Source organism: Micromonospora sp. WMMD730 (assembly GCF_049178955.1).
In the GTDB taxonomy this organism is placed as follows: domain Bacteria; phylum Actinomycetota; class Actinomycetes; order Mycobacteriales; family Micromonosporaceae; genus Micromonospora; species Micromonospora wenchangensis.
The window spans coordinates 4,318,653-4,336,074 of the sequence record NZ_JBMHML010000002.1 but is presented as its reverse complement, the minus strand read 5'-3'; the positions used below and the strand labels follow the sequence as shown (position 1 = coordinate 4,336,074).

14 protein-coding genes are annotated in these 17,422 nt (G+C 71.6%); 5 read left to right on the top strand and 9 right to left on the bottom strand.

Translation table 11 applies throughout. The annotated features are described in order from the left end of the window. Positions 1 to 27: 27 nt before the first annotated feature. Entirely contained in the window at positions 28 to 288 is a 261-nt protein-coding gene (locus ACN265_RS18640) for a hypothetical protein (RefSeq protein WP_204925212.1), read from the bottom strand. Between the two features lie 387 nt (positions 289 to 675). On the opposite strand from ACN265_RS18640, the gene ACN265_RS18635 reads away from it, so the two are divergent. Beyond that, positions 676 to 3,873 carry a helix-turn-helix transcriptional regulator gene (locus ACN265_RS18635; protein ID WP_421408723.1) on the top strand — a complete coding sequence of 1,066 codons (3,198 nt, stop codon included), beginning with the start codon at positions 676 to 678 and terminating at the stop codon, positions 3,871 to 3,873. 10 nt (positions 3,874 to 3,883) lie between these two features. Here the strand turns inward: ACN265_RS18635 and ACN265_RS18630 are convergent, their stop codons facing one another. The 8 genes from ACN265_RS18630 to ACN265_RS18595 form a co-directional block, all read right to left on the bottom strand. Continuing rightward, positions 3,884 to 4,252: a holo-ACP synthase gene (locus ACN265_RS18630; protein WP_204925209.1), complete on the bottom strand. Its 369-nt coding sequence runs from the start codon at positions 4,250 to 4,252 to the stop codon at positions 3,884 to 3,886. Beyond that, the gene (locus tag ACN265_RS18625) at positions 4,252 to 5,454 is read right to left on the bottom strand and encodes an acyl-CoA dehydrogenase family protein (RefSeq protein WP_420116202.1); all 1,203 of its coding nucleotides are present in this window, start codon (positions 5,452 to 5,454) and stop codon (positions 4,252 to 4,254) included. Before ACN265_RS18625 ends, ACN265_RS18630 begins: the two co-directional genes overlap by 1 nt. Beyond that, positions 5,447 to 6,124: a hypothetical protein gene (locus tag ACN265_RS18620; protein WP_420116201.1), complete on the bottom strand. Its 678-nt coding sequence runs from the start codon at positions 6,122 to 6,124 to the stop codon at positions 5,447 to 5,449. Before ACN265_RS18620 ends, ACN265_RS18625 begins: the two co-directional genes overlap by 8 nt. Continuing rightward, positions 6,121 to 7,032, bottom strand: a complete 912-nt coding sequence (locus tag ACN265_RS18615; protein ID WP_421408722.1) for a hypothetical protein — start codon at positions 7,030 to 7,032, stop codon at positions 6,121 to 6,123. The genes ACN265_RS18620 and ACN265_RS18615 overlap by 4 nt, the downstream gene beginning before the upstream one ends. A gap of 12 nt (positions 7,033 to 7,044) precedes the next feature. Continuing rightward, positions 7,045 to 7,302, bottom strand: a complete 258-nt coding sequence (locus ACN265_RS18610; protein WP_204925205.1) for an acyl carrier protein — start codon at positions 7,300 to 7,302, stop codon at positions 7,045 to 7,047. A gap of 137 nt (positions 7,303 to 7,439) precedes the next feature. Beyond that, positions 7,440 to 8,747, bottom strand: a complete 1,308-nt coding sequence (locus ACN265_RS18605; RefSeq protein ID WP_421408721.1) for a diaminopimelate decarboxylase — start codon at positions 8,745 to 8,747, stop codon at positions 7,440 to 7,442. Further along, positions 8,744 to 10,132 (bottom strand): hypothetical protein, encoded by a 1,389-nt coding sequence (locus ACN265_RS18600; RefSeq protein ID WP_421408720.1) that lies wholly within the window; start codon positions 10,130 to 10,132, stop codon positions 8,744 to 8,746. The genes ACN265_RS18605 and ACN265_RS18600 overlap by 4 nt, the downstream gene beginning before the upstream one ends. Positions 10,133 to 10,141: 9 nt before the next feature. Continuing rightward, positions 10,142 to 11,314: a 3-oxoacyl-[acyl-carrier-protein] synthase III C-terminal domain-containing protein gene (locus ACN265_RS18595; protein ID WP_421408719.1), complete on the bottom strand. Its 1,173-nt coding sequence runs from the start codon at positions 11,312 to 11,314 to the stop codon at positions 10,142 to 10,144. Positions 11,315 to 11,683: 369 nt separating this feature from the next. On the opposite strand from ACN265_RS18595, the gene ACN265_RS18590 reads away from it, so the two are divergent. The 4 genes from ACN265_RS18590 to ACN265_RS18575 are packed head-to-tail and all read left to right on the top strand — an operon-like array spanning position 11,684 to position 17,102. Next, the gene (locus ACN265_RS18590; RefSeq protein WP_421408718.1) at positions 11,684 to 13,483 is read left to right on the top strand and encodes a condensation domain-containing protein; all 1,800 of its coding nucleotides are present in this window, start codon (positions 11,684 to 11,686) and stop codon (positions 13,481 to 13,483) included. Continuing rightward, positions 13,480 to 14,376, top strand: coding sequence for an ABC transporter ATP-binding protein (locus ACN265_RS18585; protein ID WP_357927309.1), 897 nt, complete (start codon positions 13,480 to 13,482; stop codon positions 14,374 to 14,376). Before ACN265_RS18590 ends, ACN265_RS18585 begins: the two co-directional genes overlap by 4 nt. Next, positions 14,373 to 15,251, top strand: a complete 879-nt coding sequence (locus ACN265_RS18580) for an ABC transporter permease (RefSeq protein ID WP_204925200.1) — start codon at positions 14,373 to 14,375, stop codon at positions 15,249 to 15,251. The genes ACN265_RS18585 and ACN265_RS18580 overlap by 4 nt, the downstream gene beginning before the upstream one ends. 27 nt (positions 15,252 to 15,278) lie before the next feature. Continuing rightward, the gene (locus ACN265_RS18575) at positions 15,279 to 17,102 is read left to right on the top strand and encodes a carbamoyltransferase (RefSeq protein ID WP_421408717.1); all 1,824 of its coding nucleotides are present in this window, start codon (positions 15,279 to 15,281) and stop codon (positions 17,100 to 17,102) included. Positions 17,103 to 17,422: the final 320 nt, after the last annotated feature.

Below are 17,422 nucleotides of genomic sequence, written 5' to 3'. Positions count from 1 at the left end.
AGCGGGTTGTCCAGAGGCCACGGAGGCTCACGTGCAGAAGCACTCCTGCATTCGGGAGACACGGCGAGCCGCCTGGCCTCTCAGCTGCTGCGTGTAGGGGAGGTGGCGATCCGCAGGTACCGGTTCGCGGCGCGTGTCGGGCAGCCGGTCGACACCGCCGAAGGGCTTCTCGGCGGCCACGGCGGCAACCGAGCCCCAGCCGGTGAGTCCGCCGGCTGTGAACGGCACAAGCGCTGTGTTCCGCAGGTAGCGCGCGGTCGCCGTCGCCGTCGCGGTGTCCACCGTCATGCGTTGATCGTCACGAACTCCCGGATCGTCGTCAATACAGCTGGCTGCCCTGCTTCGGTCGGGGCTGCTACCCGGGCCATGGTGCCGCGCTGGAGGATCCCCACCGGGTGGCAAGGACGGGGTGACCCGAGCTGGGACCGCAACGACGGCAGGCGATTCGTCGTCGGGTCGGTCTCGTCGGTCCACCTGCGACGGACGTTGATCGGCCTGACCGAACAGCTGCCAGCCGTACCGGCGGCGGCCCGGCTGCGCGAGGACATCCGGTCACGGTGACGCTGCGGGATCGGCGAGCTCGAAGACCTGGCTGCCGAGTTCGAGCGGGGGCGTGGTCCCTGGAGTGAGGACAGTGGGAACTTTCTGTGCTAGATCGATTACCCATCGTAGAGCGTGCGAGTTAATCTATCCACTGTGGTCGATGTGGAAGTCGATGGATCAAGCGACGGGTCGCGAGGCCGAACGACGGTCAGGAGGCGACCGGGCCAGCCTTCCGATCCACTGGTCGGCCGGGACGGTGAACTGGCCCGCCTGCACCGAGCCATCGGAGGCCTCAGTGCGAGCGCCCACCTGGTGGAGGTCAGCGGAGACCCCGGCATCGGCAAGTCCCGACTGCTCACGGAGTTGGCGCAGCGATGTCGACAGCGGGGACTCCCGGTACTCACCGGGCGGGTTCCACCAGGCGGATCGGTCTTCCCGTTCGGCGCCCTTATCGACGCCCTGGACGACCGACTTCGGGGCTTGCGAGCAGACGCCCTGGCCCAGCTGCCGGCCCACGACGTCGATGTGTTGGCCGACATCTTCCCGAGCTTCCCGTACCGAACCGGTGACCACCCCTCAGCGTCGTGGGAGGTGCCGCGATTCCAGCGCTTCCGCGCCATCCGGTCGATGCTTGAGGTACTGGCCTCAACCGGACCCGTGGCGGTGATCCTCGACGATCTGCACCGCGCCGACGGGGACACCATCGATGCACTCTGTCACCTGATGCACTCGCCGCCTCGGGCAGCGGTCCTGCTGGCGTTCGGCTACCGGCCTCGGCAGACGCCGCCGAGGCTGCGGGGCGTCGCCGCCGGGGCGGGCGTCCCGGTGCTCCGGCTGCCGCTCGCGCCGCTGTCGCCTGTCGCCGTGCGGGCTCTGCTGGACACCTGTGTCTCTGACGCCGAGTGCGGCGACCTCTACCGGCGCAGCGGCGGCAACCCCCGCTACCTGCGCGCACTGCTCGACAGCGCGCGCTCGCCGACCGACGACACGGCGTCGGCGGGGGGCATCATGATCACCGACGCCGGACCGGGCCCCAGGGCGGCCGGCCGCTCGTACTCGGCGGCGGAAACCGCCATCGCCGCCGAACTCGACGAACTCTCCCCCCGCAGCAGACTCGCCGCAGCGGGAGCGGCGGTGCTCGGCGAGGTCTTCGATCTACCCATGGTCGGCATGGTCGCCGAACTGGCGCAGGACGTCGTCCGGCGGACGATCGACGAGTTGACCGCCGCCGACATCGTCCGACACGTGCCGGAGACGACCCGGTTCCGGTTCCGCCACCCCCTGGTGCACCAGGTGGTGTACCAGGTCAGCCAGCCCGGATGGCGGCTGGGGGCGCACGCCAGAGCCGCCGTCGCGCTGGCCGGCGCCCCGGACGGCGAAGTCGCCCTGGCACCCCACCTGGCGCTGGTCGCCACCCCCGACGACACCACCGCCCCCCGTACTCTGCGACGCGCCGCGACAGCAGTCGAGCGCGATGCACCGCAGACGGCCGCCCGCTGGCGTCAGGCAGCGCTGCGACTCGCCTCGGTCGCCGGCGGTGCACCGGCCGACCAGCACACGCTCCTGCTCCAGGTCGCCACGGACTGCGCCGCCGCCGGACGACCCCGGCACGCCCGGGACCTGCTGCTGACCGCACTACAACAGCCGGCCGTGCTGCCGTCTGCCGAGCGGGCTGCAATGGTCGTGCGCTGCGTACGGCTGTGTTGGTCGCTCGGCGACCCCGGACCGGGCCGCGACCTGCTCGCCGACCTGGCTACGTCGACGACAGGGGCGTCGAAGCCGGCCAGGGTGAACCTGCTGATCGACAAGGCGTTCCTGGAACTCGCCGACGGATCGGCGTCGGCGGCCCGCGCGTGCGCAGCCACCGCGCTGTATCTGGCCGACGCGGGCCCAGCGGGATCGGTGGACCGGATCCGTGTCCAGGCGGTGCTCGCCGCCGCCGACGGGCTGACAGGCGACATCGAGTCAGTGGCGGCGATCCTGGCCGAGGTGGTGCCGCTGCTGGACACGATGAACGATGCGCAGGTGGCGGCCCACGCCGACGCGGTGTACTGGATCGGCTGGAGCGAGCTGGTGCTGGAGCGCTACCCCGAGGCGCTACGACACCTGGAACGGGTGACCGCCGGCCCGACGGCACGGGCACCGGGGGACGCAGCCTGGCCGACACCCGACCCACTGACGATGTGTGACGCGTTGCTGGGGCGTACCTGGATCCTGTCCAACACCGGTCGGCACACCGCGGCCGTCGGTGTCGCCGCCACCGTCGCGGACGTCGCCTACCGTTCCGGCAGCCCCCACCTGCTGCAGCGGGCGGCGATCCTGCGTCGCTGGGTCGCCCTGGGCGCGTCCGGGCCGTGGTCCGACCCGGACGCCGACGCAGTACCGGCCGGCGCGCCGCCGGCGACCACGGGTTCGCCGACCGCAGACCGGTGGTGTGCCGGCGTGGGTTGTTCGACCGGCGCGTCGGGTGGTCCGGACGAGGCGACCGGTGGATGTGAGGACCTGCCCGACGCCCAGGCGGTTGTCACCTCCGGCGGCTGGTCGGCGGTCCTCACCCGGCTGATGCTCGCCGAACTGCGCCTCGCCGGCGGTGATCCCCAGGGCTGCCTGGACCTGCTGACCGCCGCACCCGCGCTGAACGCACTGTCCCGGGTCGACCCGAGCACCCGCATGGCCTACCAGGAGCTGGTGGTACGGGCCGCGTCGGCCGCCGGCGACGTCGGCGCGGTCGCCGAACTCGTTGCCGGCGACGTCGCCGCGTCCGTCGGTGCCGGTGCCGAGGTCGGCGTGACCGCCCCGCCGCTGACCGGGGGCCGGGGCCCGGCCGCCACCGGACAGGCCGTCCGCGCCGCGGCCTGGCCACGTGGGCTGGTCGGGCTCGCGCTGCTCATCCGGGCGCGGCTGCTCATCGCCAAGGAGCCTGCTGCCGGCGTCGAGGTGGCCGTCGCCGCCGGTACTGAACTGGCCGCCGCCGGTCTGACCCCGGCGGCGGAGCGGGCCCGCGCCCTCGCCCGTCCCGTCACTCGCCAGGGCGGCCGGCACGGCGGCGCGTCGGGGTTCCGGCCTGGGAACGACCTCGCATCGTCGGCCCGGTTGACCCGCCGGGAGCAGCAGGTCGCCGAGCTGGTCCGCGAGGGTATGACCAACCGGGAGATCGCCGCTGTACTGGTGGTCACCGAGAAGACGGTCGAGATGCACCTGTCCCATGTGTTCGCCAAGCTCGGGGTCCGCAACCGGGTACGGCTGGCCCGACGCCTCGACCCGCCGACACCCCGTGCAGCGTCGTCCGCCGCACTGCCGGATACGGCGTACGGGGCGACCGGAGAGTGAGACGCGCCGGTCACCAGCTGGCGGCCACTGCCGCCACCATGCCGTCGGTGTGCGTGATCGAGACGGTCAGCCCGGTGACTCCCATCCGGGCGGCCACCCGGGCCGCCGCCCCGTGCAGGGTGACCTGTGGCGAACCACCGCAGGCCCGGCCCACCGCGATGTCGTGCGGTGCCACCCCCTCGAACAGGCCCGTCCCGAGGACCTTGAACACGGCCTCCTTCGCCGCGAACCGGCCGGCGAGGAACTCACGTCGCCGCCGGGGGGCCAGCGTCGCCGCGTACTCGATCTCGACGGCGGCGAAGGCGTACCGGGTGAACCAGGCACGCTCGCACAACCGGTCGAGTGTGTCGACCCGCAACAGGTCGATCCCGAGCCGCATCAGCCGACGCCCTCGGCCTCGACGCCCCCGGCGAAGCGCCCCTTGAGCAACCCCTGGAAGACCGACAACAGATGTACGTTGCCAGCCCCCTCCATGAACTCGAAGGCCCGTACGTCCCGGTAGACCTTCTCCAGCCAGGGATCGTCGAGCAGCGACGCCGGCCCCAGAAGTTCGGCGGCGAGCAGGGTGGCGTCCTCGGCGACCCGGGCGGCGCCGGCCTTCGCCGCGGCGATCCGGTGTGGGTCCACCCGGCCGGCGTCGATGTCGGCGGCCGTCCGGTGGTTGAGCCGGCGGATCGCGGCGATCCGGTCCTCGACCGCCGACAACCGGTCGCCGCGCAGCCCCTGCCCGCGCAGATGGTCGCAGACCGCCTGCGCGCAGCCCAGCGCCATCGCGGCGATCCCGGGCCGGGCACGGTAGAACACCTGGCGGGCTCCGTGCAGGCCACGCTGGGTGGGCCGCAGATGCTGACCCAGCAGGTTCCGGTGGGGCACCCGGACGTCCTCGAAGCGCATCCGGCTGATCCGGGCGCCGCGCAGACCGACCGACGGCAGCAGCTCGGCGCTGAATCCGGGGGACGAGGCGTCCAGGAGCACCGCCTCGATGCCCCACGGGCCGGGGGCCCGGCGGCAGAACACCAGTCCGACCTGTGCCCGGGCGCCGTTGCCCACGTAGTACTTCTCGCCGGTGAGCAGCCAGCCGTCGCCGTCGGGGGCCGGCCGCAGCGTGGTCGTCAGCTCCGTCGCGGCCGAGCCCTTGGCCGGCTCGGTGACCGCGAAGAACGTGTGGTCCGGCTGCGCGGCGAACCTGCTGAACCACCGGTCGGTCTGCTCCGGATCGGCGAGGGCGTGGATGGCGTCGCTGGACAGCGCCGGCCCCGGGCTGGCCAGCAGCACGTTCGGGTCGGCGTAGGAGAACCGTTCCCAGACGACGGCCTGCGCCAGCGACGTTCCGAGCAGCGGGGCGAGCTGTGGCGGCACATCCAGCTGGGGCCAGTACCGGCGGGGGATGGAGAAGAAGCGGTAGAGCAGCACGCCGGGAAGGTCGAAATAGCTGTCGATGGCATCCGGATCCTGGTCGAGTAGTTCGCCGACCTTGCGGAACTCGCCCGACACCGACCAGCAGTGCCGGTCGAGCTCCAGCATCCGATCGTCGAGCAGATCCGACCCGGACGGCGGCCTGCCGTGACTGACCTCAGTCATCGTCCTGTCCCCTTCCTGGATGCAGATAGACGTTGCCGACGACCTCGGTGAGGTGCAGGTCCCCCGCCGGCCCGTCCACGAGGAAACCGCTGGCCCCGAGCAGCCGCAGCAGGTCCCGACCGACTCCGACCAGCCGGCGGTGGGTGCGCCACCGGGCGGCCGCGTCGTCGTCGCGCCGAGGTCCCGGCGTCGCCCCGACCTCGGCGAGCCGGATTGCCACCTCGGCGAGCTGCGCCTGGACAAGTTGTCTGGCCAGCAGGGTGACCCCGTCTGATTCCCGGGCGCCGAGATGACGCAGGGTGTGCCGAAGAACCTCGTGCAGCAGCCGACGGTGCAGGTCGAGCAGGCCCACGGCGAACTCCTCGGCCACCGCCGGCGCGATCGTCGTCGGTCGAACCCTCCCGCCGTGCCCGGGTGTCGGGTTTGGCGGCGCCGACGCCGCGTCACGGGTGGCGGCGGGCAGCACCGCGATACCGAACCGGGCCAGCGGACCGGGAGGAGCGGTGGGTAGCGCCGCCGTGGAGGCCAGCACATGCCCGGTCGGGGACGGCACCAACCCGGCGGGAGAGACCCGCTGGTGCAGGTCGTCCAAGGCGTCGGCGAACCACCGCGCCGGGGGAGGGGGTTGCGCGGTGTCCGGCGCGCCGGGGTGGACCCTGGTGGGTGTCATGGCGTCTGCTCTCGGGCCGATGCGGACGTGGGGGCGGCGGGACGTGCTGGTGCGCCGGTCGCCGTTTGCGGTGCGCCGGGCGCGTCTGCCCCGGTGGTGGACCGCCAGCGCAGCAGGGCGGTCTGGCTCCGGCCGGTACGCGGGTCGGTGTCACAGAGCACCAGCGTCCGGTACGTGGTGGCCCAGGTCCGGTGGGACCGGGCCAGCTCCAACCAGACGCCGGTGCAGTAACTGCCGGGGGCGACCCGATGGGTCGGCACCCCCGTGGCGGCCAGCATGTCCGCGTCGACCCACGGGCCTGCCACCACCAGCGTCGAGTCGGGGTCGCAACGGGCGGTCACCGACCCCAGTAGCGGCCCCAGTCCGCGCGTGGTGGACGTAGGCCCGGTCGCGACGAACTCGTACCCGCCACCGCAGTCGCCGAAGAGGAGCAGGGCCGCCGTGTTCGCCAGCCGGTTGTCCGCCACGAAGGAATCGTGGTACGGCAGGCTGTTCTGCTCGCACACGAAGAGCGCGAGGCTGCCGCAACGCCCCGACCGGGCGTACGCATCCGCGATCTTCAGCGCCGTGTACGGCGCGCGCAGACCCTGCTCGGAGATGGCGAAGCTGTGGCTGCGATCGCCGAGCAGGTGGTTGACGTACGGGGTGACGTGCTTCAGCGACGACGGATCAGGAATGCCGTAGGCGAAGATCAACAGGTCCGGACCGCTGATCGGTAGCTCCCGCACCAGGTTCTCGGCCAACTCGGTGAACCCGACGTTCGCCGCCCGGGCCAACCGGGCCGGGTCCGGCCGCACCCCGAACGGGCCCAGGATGTCCCGCTGGATAGCGTCGCGGTCGTCGTCCGGAACCGGCGGCAGCCGGTCACCGCGCACCAGCGCGGTGGCCGAGGTGAGGGACAGCGGCATGGTCACTCCCGCTCAGGCACGTTCGTCCAGGTTCACGATCACGTAGTCGGCGACGGTGCCGATGGTCTTGAAATCGGCGATCTCCAGCCGCTCCGGGTCGACCTCGATACCGACACCGTCCTCCAGCGCCATCAGCAGTTCCAGGACGGAGGTCGAGTCCACGTGCAGATCCTCGAAGAGCCTCGTCTCCTCGGGGAGTCCGGCGACCGGGCGTTGCAACACGTCACTGAGCGCCTGCTCGATCTGAGAGACGATCTTGCTGCGGTCCATCGGGTGGTCCTCTCGGGTAGCCGGCCGGCACGGCCGGGTGAACTGTCGGATCCGGGAAGCGGCTGCTCGATGTCGGGCGGGGGCGGTACGGCCGGTCTGAACGCGACGGGACGCGACCGGCCGACGTGGCAGGCGGTTCAGGAGGCGGCCAGGGGGATCAGGTGCTGCGGCCGGAGCAGGTCGTCGACGGTGTCCCGGCTACGCACCAGGTGGCCGACCCCGTCCAGCACGAGCACCTCGGCCGGGTGCCCGTGGCTGAGGAAGAGCACCGGTGAGGCGCTGGGACCGTACGCGCCGGAACGGCTGACGCCGAGCAGGTCGCCGGGACGCACCTCGGGCAGCGCGACCCGCTTCGCGATCACGTCGTTGGGGGTGCAGAGCGGGCCGGTGACGGTGTAGACGTCCGCCGGCGGCGCGTCCGCCCGGGTCAGCGACCCGATGGGGAAGTTCCGCTTGACGAAGCTGCCGATGCCGACCGCCGCCATGTGGTGATTGGTGCCGCCATCGGCGACCACGAACCACTCGCCCCGGGACTGCTTGACGTAGCGGGCCCGCAGCACGTACGTCCCGGACCAGCCGACCAGGTAGCGGCCGAGTTCGGTGACGATCCGGGTGCCCGGGTACCGGTCCAGGAACTCGGACACCGCCCGGTTCACCCCGTCGACGGTGGCAGCCACGTCGAGGTCGCTCTCATTGTCGAAGTACGGCACCCCCCAGCCGCCCCCGATGTCCACCGTCTGAAGCGGTATGCCGAGTTCCCCGGCGAGGGTCGCAGCCACCCCCAGCACACCCGTGGTGTTGTGGACGACGGTCGCCGCGTCGAGGATCCGGGTGCCCAGGTAGGCGTGGACGCCGATGACCCGTACCCGGCTGAGCGCGCTGATCGCGGCCTTGGCGCCGTGCAGGATCTCCTCGTCGATGCCGAACTGACGGGGCTTGCCCCCCATCGACAGCCGCGACCCGTGCGACTCGAACGACGGGTTGACCCGCAGGATCACCCGGGTGCCGGCAGCCTCCGGCAACGCGTCCAGGGCGGCCAGTTCGGCGAGGGACTCCACGACCACCGCGTGCATCCCGCCCCCGGCGCAGCAGGCGAGCAGTTCCTCACCGGACTTGCCCGGCCCGAGGAAGATGAGGTCGTCGGGGTCGACCCCGGCCCGCCGGGCGGTGACCAGCTCGGCCAGGGAGGAAACCTCCAGTCCTGCACCGAGCGACCGAAACAACGCGCAGACGCTGACGTTGGGGTTGGCCTTCAGCGAGTAGAAGATGTCGATCCGCGGGTCCAGGGCGGCGCGCAACTGTTCGTACCGGCGGCGCAGATGATCGCCGTCGTACACGTACAGCGGGGTGCCGTGCCGCTCGGCCAGTTCGGCGAGCAGGGCGGGATCGGAGGCGAACTTGTCGGCGACCCCGACGGTGTCCGCCGGTTCGGGTCGTCCGGTCACGGGGAGACCTCCCGGCTGAAGAGGGGGCGGGTGGCGCTGAGCCGGCCGAGCGACGCGCGTACGGCATCGTCCAGGGCGGTCAAACGGTCGGTGTCCCTGGCCACGAGCAGGGCGTACAACCGGCCGTTGAACGGTGGCGGCCGGTCGGCGTCGGCGTTGACGGTGCCGAAGCAGGTGATGACGATCCGGTCGGGACCGGACGACCCGACCAGGGCGGCGAGGCTCCGGTCGATCTCGGCGAACGACACGGGGGCGGTGAGGCTCAGCGGATACTGCCGGGCCAGCGCGACCTGACCGGGCCCCTGACAGAGCTCGGTCAGGCTGCCCTGGTAGGTCGACATGTTGAGTCGGGCGTTGATCTCCAGCACCGGATAGACCACACCGTCGGGGTCCACGATGGCGTCCACCCCGACGACACCGACATATCCGTCGTCGCGGAGCCGGACGCCGACCAGCTGTGCGGCATGGTCGATCTCGGCATACTGGGCGTCGGTGAGCCCGGCCGGCATGATGTGCCCCTGGTGGACGCCGCCGTCGGTGAGTGCCCGTTTGACGAAGTCGAGCCGCACCGAGCCGTCCCGGGCCACGGTGACCTGATAGTTGAGGTCGTACCGTTTCGGCAGCCATTCCTCGACGACGACGTGCAGCCGGTCGTCGGCGGTGCGTTCGGCGCGTCGGCGCACCATCCGCAGGAGCCGGTCCGCCTTACCGGGCGTGTCCAGGACCAGCAGCCCCTTGCCGGAGACACCGTAGGCGTCCTTGACGACGATCCGTCGGCCCGCCGCCAGCGCCGCGCGGTATCGGTCCAGCACGGAGGCCAACTCGTCGCACGTCTCGCACTCGTCGCCCGGGACGGCGCGCAGCCCGGCGGCGGCGGTCAGCCGCCGGCCGTAGATCTTCCCGTTGACCCGTTCGAAGACCGCCGCGTCCGGCACCGCCAGGGGTAGGCCACAGCTCACCGCCAGCTTCTCCTCCAGATCGGTGGTGGCCATCGGCAGCAACCGGGCACCGGCGGCGCCGAGCGTGGCGAGGCGAGCCAGCAGCGCCGGCGAGTCGAGCACGTCCTCGGTGGTGGAACGGTCGGCCGAGACGTTCTCCGGCACCGCGATCTCGGGTACCGGCAGGCCGATGCGGTCTAGGTAGGCCCGGTACGCCGGGTCCAGGGGGTACTTGCAGATGAGCAGGTCGTTGACGCCGGCGAGCAGCACCCCCAGTTCCTCCATCCGCCGGACCAGGTTCGTGCCGGCGGAGAAGTCCGCATTCGGTAGTCCGACGTGCTGGCGGGCCCAGCGGTGTTCGGCTTCGAAGTTGCAGACCAACACCAGTCGTCCGGTGGGCTCGCCGAGCAGGCGGTGTTTGAGCGAGCGGAGGTAACCGGTGTCCACGTCGTCCCCTCAGTACTCGATGACCATGGCGGCGTAGCTGGAACCGATCCCGACCGAGGTGAGCATGTACAACTCGCCGCTGCGCAGCAGGCCCCGCTCCCGCATCGAGGCCAGGTTCAGGAAAGGGTCGGAGCAGTTGCAGTGCCCGTACCGGGGGATGTTGTCCAGAAAGATCCGTCGCCGGTCGAGGCCGACCTCCGCGCAGAGCCGCAACCAGAGCGAGGCGTTGACGTTGTGCGGGACCACCAGGTGGATGTCCGACAGGCTCAGTCCGGCGTAGCTGAGGGCGTCCGACATCGCGGCCCACAGGTGGGTGTTGTAGGTGTCGCCGAAGCGGCGCAACTTCTCGGCGGACATCCGGAAACCGTCGGCGAACTCGCCCTCGGTGCGGGCCGCGTAGGAGAGCACCCGGCTGCCCGCACCGGGGACACTGTCGTCGGCGCGGGGAAAGCCGTCGGGGCCGCCCGGCGCGTCCAGGCCGACCAGAAAGGCCGTTGACGCCTCGCCGGTGACCGATACCTGCAGTACGTAGCGCAGCACGCTGTTGAACGCCTTCTCGCCGGTGACGACGAGGGCCTTCGCCGCCGGGTCGCCGTCGGCGCGGAGCAGTTCACCGGCGATGTCGATGGCGGCGAGCCCGCTGGCGCAGAACTGCTGGGTCACCGCGAACGCGTCGGCCCCGGCCAACCCGAGCCGTTCCCGCAGCTGATCGGCGACGAGCACGTGCGAGGGGGCGGGATCGGGCAGGGTGTGGGCGTAGAGCAGATAGCGCACGACGGCCGGATCAGGCAGCCCGCGCAGCGCCGCCGAGGCAGCCGGGACGAGCAGGTCGAACAGGTCGCCGTCGGGATCGGCCCGGACCTCTGCCAGACCGCGGATGCGGCGCAGCACCTTCGTCTGGTAGCGGTTGAGCCCGCAGGCCGCCCCGATCTCCTCGATCGTCCAGGAGCGGACCGGGGTGAACGCCTCGACCCGGTGTAGGAGGGTGGCCGCCCGGGTGAGGTCAGGCGGCGGGGGGATCGCCCCACGCCGCCCCTCGTCCGGCGTTCGGTCGACGGCATCGGCCGGCGGGACGTCCCCCTGCGGCGCGGCGGCCCGGTCGCCGTCCGCCGGCCGGGCCGTCGGGGCGGGGCCCGGCCGGACGAGGGTCGGTCGTGGCGTACGGGAGTAGGTCTCGGCCACTCGTTCCTCCCGGTTCGGGGGCGGCCCGCCCGGGCGGCGTCGACGAGGCGGTGCACCGTTGGCGCGCAGGTACGGATCGGACCATGGACCGAAACTCCCCAGGGGGGACTGCCCATCGGGCCGGCAGCGCGGGCACCGGTCACACCGCAGACCATAGGCAGACCCGAAAGCTGCGGTGAACTGGGGGAAACCCCTGAATTCTTTTGATGAGCGTCTATTCATAAGGTAGGGAATCCCCGAAGTGACTATCGAGCTGGGTGAACCTACCGTGACCGTCAGGCACCACCCGGCGATCGGCCCGTAGCGACGGTCTCGCGGGTCGGCCACGTTGCACGACATCGAGTGGCGGTCTGCTGGAGGAGAAGAACGATGGGAATTCGACCTATCGACCTGGTACCGCCTCCCGACGACGCACCCCCTGCGGTCACCCTGACCCGGGCCGACGAGCTGACCGTCCGGTTCACCGGCGACCGGGAGGGCACCGGACCGATCACCCTCGGCCAAGCGAACATGCTCGGCTGGATCGCCAAGGAGAAGCCGTACGGGCGATTCGCGGCCGGCCCGTTGGAGCTGCCCCCCGGTGCCTCGATGGCCGACGTGACGGCGGCCGTCGCGGCGCTGCTGACCCGGCACGAGGCGCTACGCACCCTCTTCCCCGGCGACGGGCAGACCCAGCGTGTGCTGCGCTGCGGCGAGCTGACCGTCGAGGTGTTCACCGCCGACGCCGACGCCGAGCCACAGGTGCTGGTGAACGAGCTGATCCGGATCCTGCGTGCGGACGAGTTCGACCTGACAGTGCAGTTGCCGATCCGGGTCGCGGTGACCGCGGTGGACGGCGTACCCACCGCCGCGGCCGTCGTCTACTCGCACGTCGTGGTGGACCTGCCCAGCATGGTGATGCTGGGCAGGCAGTTCACCGAACTCGCCGCCGACCCCACCCGTCGACAGGTCGGCCGGCAGGGCGACCAACCCCTCGACCAGGCCGCCGCCGAACGGTCCGAGCGGGGCCGACGTCGGGCCGAGGAAGCACTGCGTTACTGGGAAAGAACCCTCACCACCATCCCGCAGAACCTGTACGCGGTGCCGCCCGCACCCGAAGGGCCGGGCGGATCGTCGTCCTCCTGGCTCTGGTCGCGCGCCGCCGCCCTGGCCCTGCCGCACATCGCCGCCCGCACCGGTGCGAGCACGTCGATGGCGGTGCTGGCCGCCGTCTGCGCGGTGCTGAGACAACGCACCGGCCACCGCCTGATCGTCATGCCGACCCTGTGCAGCAACCGGTACGAGCGCCGACTGCACGACTACGTCGGCCCGTTGGCCACCGACAGCCTGGTGTCGGTGGAGGTTGACTGCGCGGGCTTCGACGAACTCGTCGGCCGGGCCGGCACCGCCGTACTGCGAGCCAACCGCTATCCGGCCGGCCGACCGGAGGACATGACACGACTGACGGACCGGATCAGCGACGAGCGGGGCATCCACATCGCCCGGCTCTGCACCTTCAACGACTCCAGCGCCGCCATGGGACCCGAGAAACGACCCCCGGGCCCGGCCGACCCGACGGAAGCAGACGCCGCCGAGGCCCACCGGGCCATGCACGAGACGACGGTCGTGTCACGGCCCTGGGGGGAGATCCGCACGCTGCTCGCCTTCCGCCTGCTGGACAAGCAGGGACAGCTGATCCTGGGCCTGCTGACCGCCGACCGGCACAGGATCACCGACGTCGACAGCGAACTGCTGCTACGGGGAGTGGAACGGCTGCTCGTCGAGGCAGCTGCGGGTGACGTGCCGCTCGACCGTCTCGACGAGGTGACCGGGGTGACACCGCTGTCCCGCGACGCGGACTGGCAACTGGTCGACTCCAGCTGGATCCAGCTCTCCCAGACGCAACGCCTGCTCGACGACGCACTGCCCACCGCCGGCGTCCGGGTGTTCGCCGTACCGGACGACCAGGGCCGGACGGAACTGGTGGCATACCTGGCGGACGGGACCCCCGTCACGCCGCGCCAGGCTCACCTGGCCTGCCTGGAACGCCTGCCGGGCCGGGACACGGCGATGGCACCGCGACGGTACGTGATCTGCGCGAGGGCGCCGGAGGACCCGACCGACCTGTCGGCATGGCAGCGCATGGAGGTGCTGCACGTAGGGGACGGACGGCAGGGAACGCCGCAGTGAGCGCCACGGATGCGATCGTGCTGTCCGGGCTGCGCAAGTCGTACCACGGGCGGCCCGCGGTAGCCGGGGTCGAGTTCACCGTCCACCGGGGTGAGGTGTTCGCTCTACTCGGGCCGAACGGGGCCGGCAAGACCACCACCGTCGAGATCCTGGCGGGACACCGCCGTCGCGACGCCGGCACGGTGTCCGTGCTCGGTGTCGATCCCGCCGACGGCGGGCCGGCATGGCGGGCCCGGATCGGTGTCGTCCTGCAACGCGCCGACGACCTGACCTACTCCAACGTCCTGTCGGTGCGCGACTGGGTCCGGTCGGTCGCCGCCTACTACCCGACGCCCCGTTCCCCCGACGAGGTGATCGAGCTGGTGGGCCTGGCCGACCAGTCCCGGGTCCGCGCCGCCGCGCTCTCCGGTGGGCAACGCCGCCGGCTCGACGTGGCGCTCGGCATCGTCGGCCGCCCCGAGTTGCTCTTCCTCGACGAGCCCACCACCGGCTTCGACCCGGAGGCCCGGGTCCGCTTCTGGTCGCTGCTGGCGCAGCTCGCCCGGGACGGCACCACGATCCTGCTCACCACGCACTACCTGGATGAGGCCGAACGCCTCGCCGACCGGGTCGCGGTGATGACCGGGGGACGGATCGTCGCGATCGCCACACCGCAGACCCTCGGCGGGCGGGCCGCAGCCACCGCCACGGTGCGGTGGACCGGCCCGGACGGAACACAAAGCCTGCGTACCGAGAATCCGACTGCGGTCGTGCGGGAACTCGCCGACCGGTTCGGAGGCGTCGTTCCGGAGCTGGTGGTGCACCGGCCCAGCCTGGAGGACACCTACCTGGAGATGATCGGGCAGTCGTCGTCGGACTCCGCGTCGCCACCGGTGACCGGCGGTCCGGCATGACCGCCCTCAGCGAGGAAGGTGCCCGTCCGACCACCGGACCGCCCGACCCGGCAGCGCCGGCCGGACCGGCCCCCCGGCTGCCGGGACTGGTCCGGGTGGCGGCCGCCCGTACCCGCCTGGAATTCCTCTCCTTCGTACGCGAGCGCTCGGCGATGGTCTTCACCTTCGTCTTCCCGCTCGCCCTGCTGGTCATCTTCGGCTCGGCGTTACACGGGCAGCCCGTCGCGGCGGGCGTGGACTACGAGCAGTACTTCGTCGCCGGGATGATCGCCTCCGGCATGTTCGGGTGCAGCTTCCAGAACCTCGCCATCGTGATCCCGCTCGAACGGGATATCGGCGGCCTGAAACGGCTCGCCGGCACGCCCATGCCCAAGTCGGCGTACTTCGCCGGCAAGATCATGATGGTGGCGTTCACCGCATCGGTGCAGACCGTCCTGCTGATCGTCATCGGCGTGCTCTTCTACGATCTGACCCTGCCCAAGACCGTCGGCCCCTGGTTGACCTTCCTCTGGGTGGCCGGGCTCGGCACGATCGCCTGCACCCTGCTCGGTATCGGCGTCGCCGGAATCGTGAAGAACGGCCGGACCGCTCCGGCGGTCGTGTCGCCACTGGCGACCGTGCTCCAGTTCGTCTCCGGGGTGTTCTTCGTCTTCGCCACCCTGCCGAGCTGGATGCAGGGCATCGGCGCCCTCTTCCCGCTGAAGTGGATGACGCAGGGGATGCGATCGGTCTTCCTGCCCGACTCGTTCGCCGCCCACGAGGTCGCCGGGAGCTGGGAACACGGACGGATCGCGCTGGTGCTCGGCGGCTGGTGCCTGGTCGGCCTCTTTGTCGCGGTACGCACCTTCCGCTGGCGCAACCGCGCCGACGGCTGACCCACCAGGTGGGTGTGAGGAGATGAGATGACTGATCACCGGCGGACGGTCGTGCTCGGCTACAGCGGGCTGCACGGCTCGGCAGAGCTGAAGCGGTCCTACTTCCCGGGCCTCGACGAGCGGGAAGCACGCCTGTTCCAGGGCCTGGATTCTGCCGCCGCCCTGGTCGTCGACGGTGAGCTGGTCGCGGCCGTGCAGCAGGAGCGGTACTCGGGGATCAAGTTCGACCACGCCTTTCCGGCCGACGCGATGGTGAGCTGCCTGACCATGGCCGGACTGGACTTCACCGACGTCGACGCGGTGGCGCACAACTTCGACCACTCCCACGTGCGGGTCTTCGCCCAAGGGGAGGAATACGCGCGACGTCGCTATCAGGAGATCCTCGACCCGGCCCGGCAGACCGAGCTGCTGCACCGGTTCATGCCCCGCCTGGCCCGGCACCGGGTGACTCCGGTGGCCCACCACCGGGCGCACGCGCTCACCGCCGCCGTCCCGTCCGGATTCGACGAAGCGTTGGTCGTGGTCGTCGACGGAATGGGGGAGTTGCACGCGATCACCGTGTACACCTGGCGCAACGGGCAACTGGTCCGCCTTGCCGCCCTGGACTACCGGGCCAGCCTCGGCCTCTGCTACGCGCTGTTCACCATGCACCTGGGCTACTGGCCCAACAGCGACGAGTACAAGGTGATGGCGCTCGCCGCGATGGGCGATCCGGCGCGGTACCGCGCGGTGCTGGCCGACGCGGTGCGGTGCCTACCGGACGGCCGGCTGGACGTGCCGCTGCTGCGGCTCAACCGGACGCCCTGGGCCCGGGAGACCTTCGCGACCTCCCGCGACTGGCTGACCGAGCGGGCCTGCCCGCAGCGCCGGGCCGGCGAGGAACTCACCCAGGAGCACATCGACCTGGCCAGCGCGGCCCAGGAGCGGGTGGAACAGGCGCTGACCCATCTGCTGTCGTACTGGGTGGGGCGCACCGGGCTGCGGCGGGTGGCGTTCGCCGGCGGGGTGGCGCTGAACTGCGTCGCGATCGGCAAGCTGGCCGCCTCCGGGCTGGTTGATGCCGTGTACGTGCAACCCGCGGCGGGTGACGAGGGAACAGCGGTCGGTGCTGCGCTCGCCGTGTCCGGTCCGGCGGTGTCCGGCGTCCGCTACCCGACGATGACCTACCTCGGCCCGGACGTCGACGAGGACGGGCCCCCGGCCGACCAGCCGTACTGGTCGGTGCCGGTGGCGGAGGGCGTTGCCGAGACGGTGGTCGCCCGGCTGCTGACGGAGGGCCGGATCGTCGGCTGGGCCCAGGGCCGGCTGGAGTTCGGCCCGCGAGCGCTGGGCAACCGGAGCATCCTGGCGGACCCGCGTGACCGTGGCGCTCGGGACCGGGTCAACGCCGCGGTGAAGTTCCGGGAGGAGTTTCGTCCGCTCGCGCCCGCGGTGATGGCGGAGCGGGCCGACGACTGGTTCGTCGTGCCACCCGGTACGAACATGCGGCACATGACGGTGGCGGTGCCGGTGCGGCCGGGGATGGCGGAACGGATCGCCGCGGTGGTGCACGACGACGGTACCGCCCGGGTGCAGGCCGTGCACCGGGCGGACAATCCACGCTTCTGGCGGATCCTGGACGAGTTCGAGCGGCTGACGGGGACACCCGTGCTGATGAACACCTCGCTGAACGTCAAGGGCCAGCCCACGGCGCGGGCGGGCGCGGAGGCATTCCGCACCTTTGCCTCATCCAGCTTGGATGTCCTGGTGCTCGGTGATCGGCTCTACGCCAAGCCCGAGGCGGTGCCGGCGGTCGAGCGTGCGCTGACCGACGCCGAGCGGCGTACCGTGCTCGGCGTCAGATCGGTGTAGCCCGCTCCAGGGTGTCATTACGTCCAGCCGGCCCGGGGATCATTGCGCCTTCAGCCGACAGAGATTCACACCGGGCGCGCCGATCTCCGTCAGGGACGTGGTGCCCGGTGACCCGCTGGTGCCGTTCACCATGTACCCGGCCCCCGCACCCGGGGACGGCGAGACCATGACCGTCAGTGCCGGGTTGGCCGTGAGGCCTGCTGGTCGTCCACCGCAGCAGCGGCCTGGCGGTGGCGGCGGTGGTGATCGGCGACGGCCCGCAGTTCATCCCGGTCCCGGTCGCCATCCGCGTCCCATGGCTGACCTCGGGCCGCCCGAGG

Coding starts and splice junctions, on each gene's coding strand:
- ACN265_RS18640 (WP_204925212.1), bottom strand. CDS start 288: ATGACGGTGGACACCGCGACGGCGACGGCGACCGCGCGCTACCTGCGG.
- ACN265_RS18630 (WP_204925209.1), bottom strand. CDS start 4,252: ATGCGGCTCGGGATCGACCTGTTGCGGGTCGACACACTCGACCGGTTG.
- ACN265_RS18625 (WP_420116202.1), bottom strand. CDS start 5,454: ATGACTGAGGTCAGTCACGGCAGGCCGCCGTCCGGGTCGGATCTGCTC.
- ACN265_RS18620 (WP_420116201.1), bottom strand. CDS start 6,124: ATGACACCCACCAGGGTCCACCCCGGCGCGCCGGACACCGCGCAACCC.
- ACN265_RS18615 (WP_421408722.1), bottom strand. CDS start 7,032: ATGCCGCTGTCCCTCACCTCGGCCACCGCGCTGGTGCGCGGTGACCGG.
- ACN265_RS18610 (WP_204925205.1), bottom strand. CDS start 7,302: ATGGACCGCAGCAAGATCGTCTCTCAGATCGAGCAGGCGCTCAGTGAC.
- ACN265_RS18590 (WP_421408718.1), top strand. CDS start 11,684: ATGGGAATTCGACCTATCGACCTGGTACCGCCTCCCGACGACGCACCC.
- ACN265_RS18580 (WP_204925200.1), top strand. CDS start 14,373: ATGACCGCCCTCAGCGAGGAAGGTGCCCGTCCGACCACCGGACCGCCC.
- ACN265_RS18575 (WP_421408717.1), top strand. CDS start 15,279: ATGACTGATCACCGGCGGACGGTCGTGCTCGGCTACAGCGGGCTGCAC.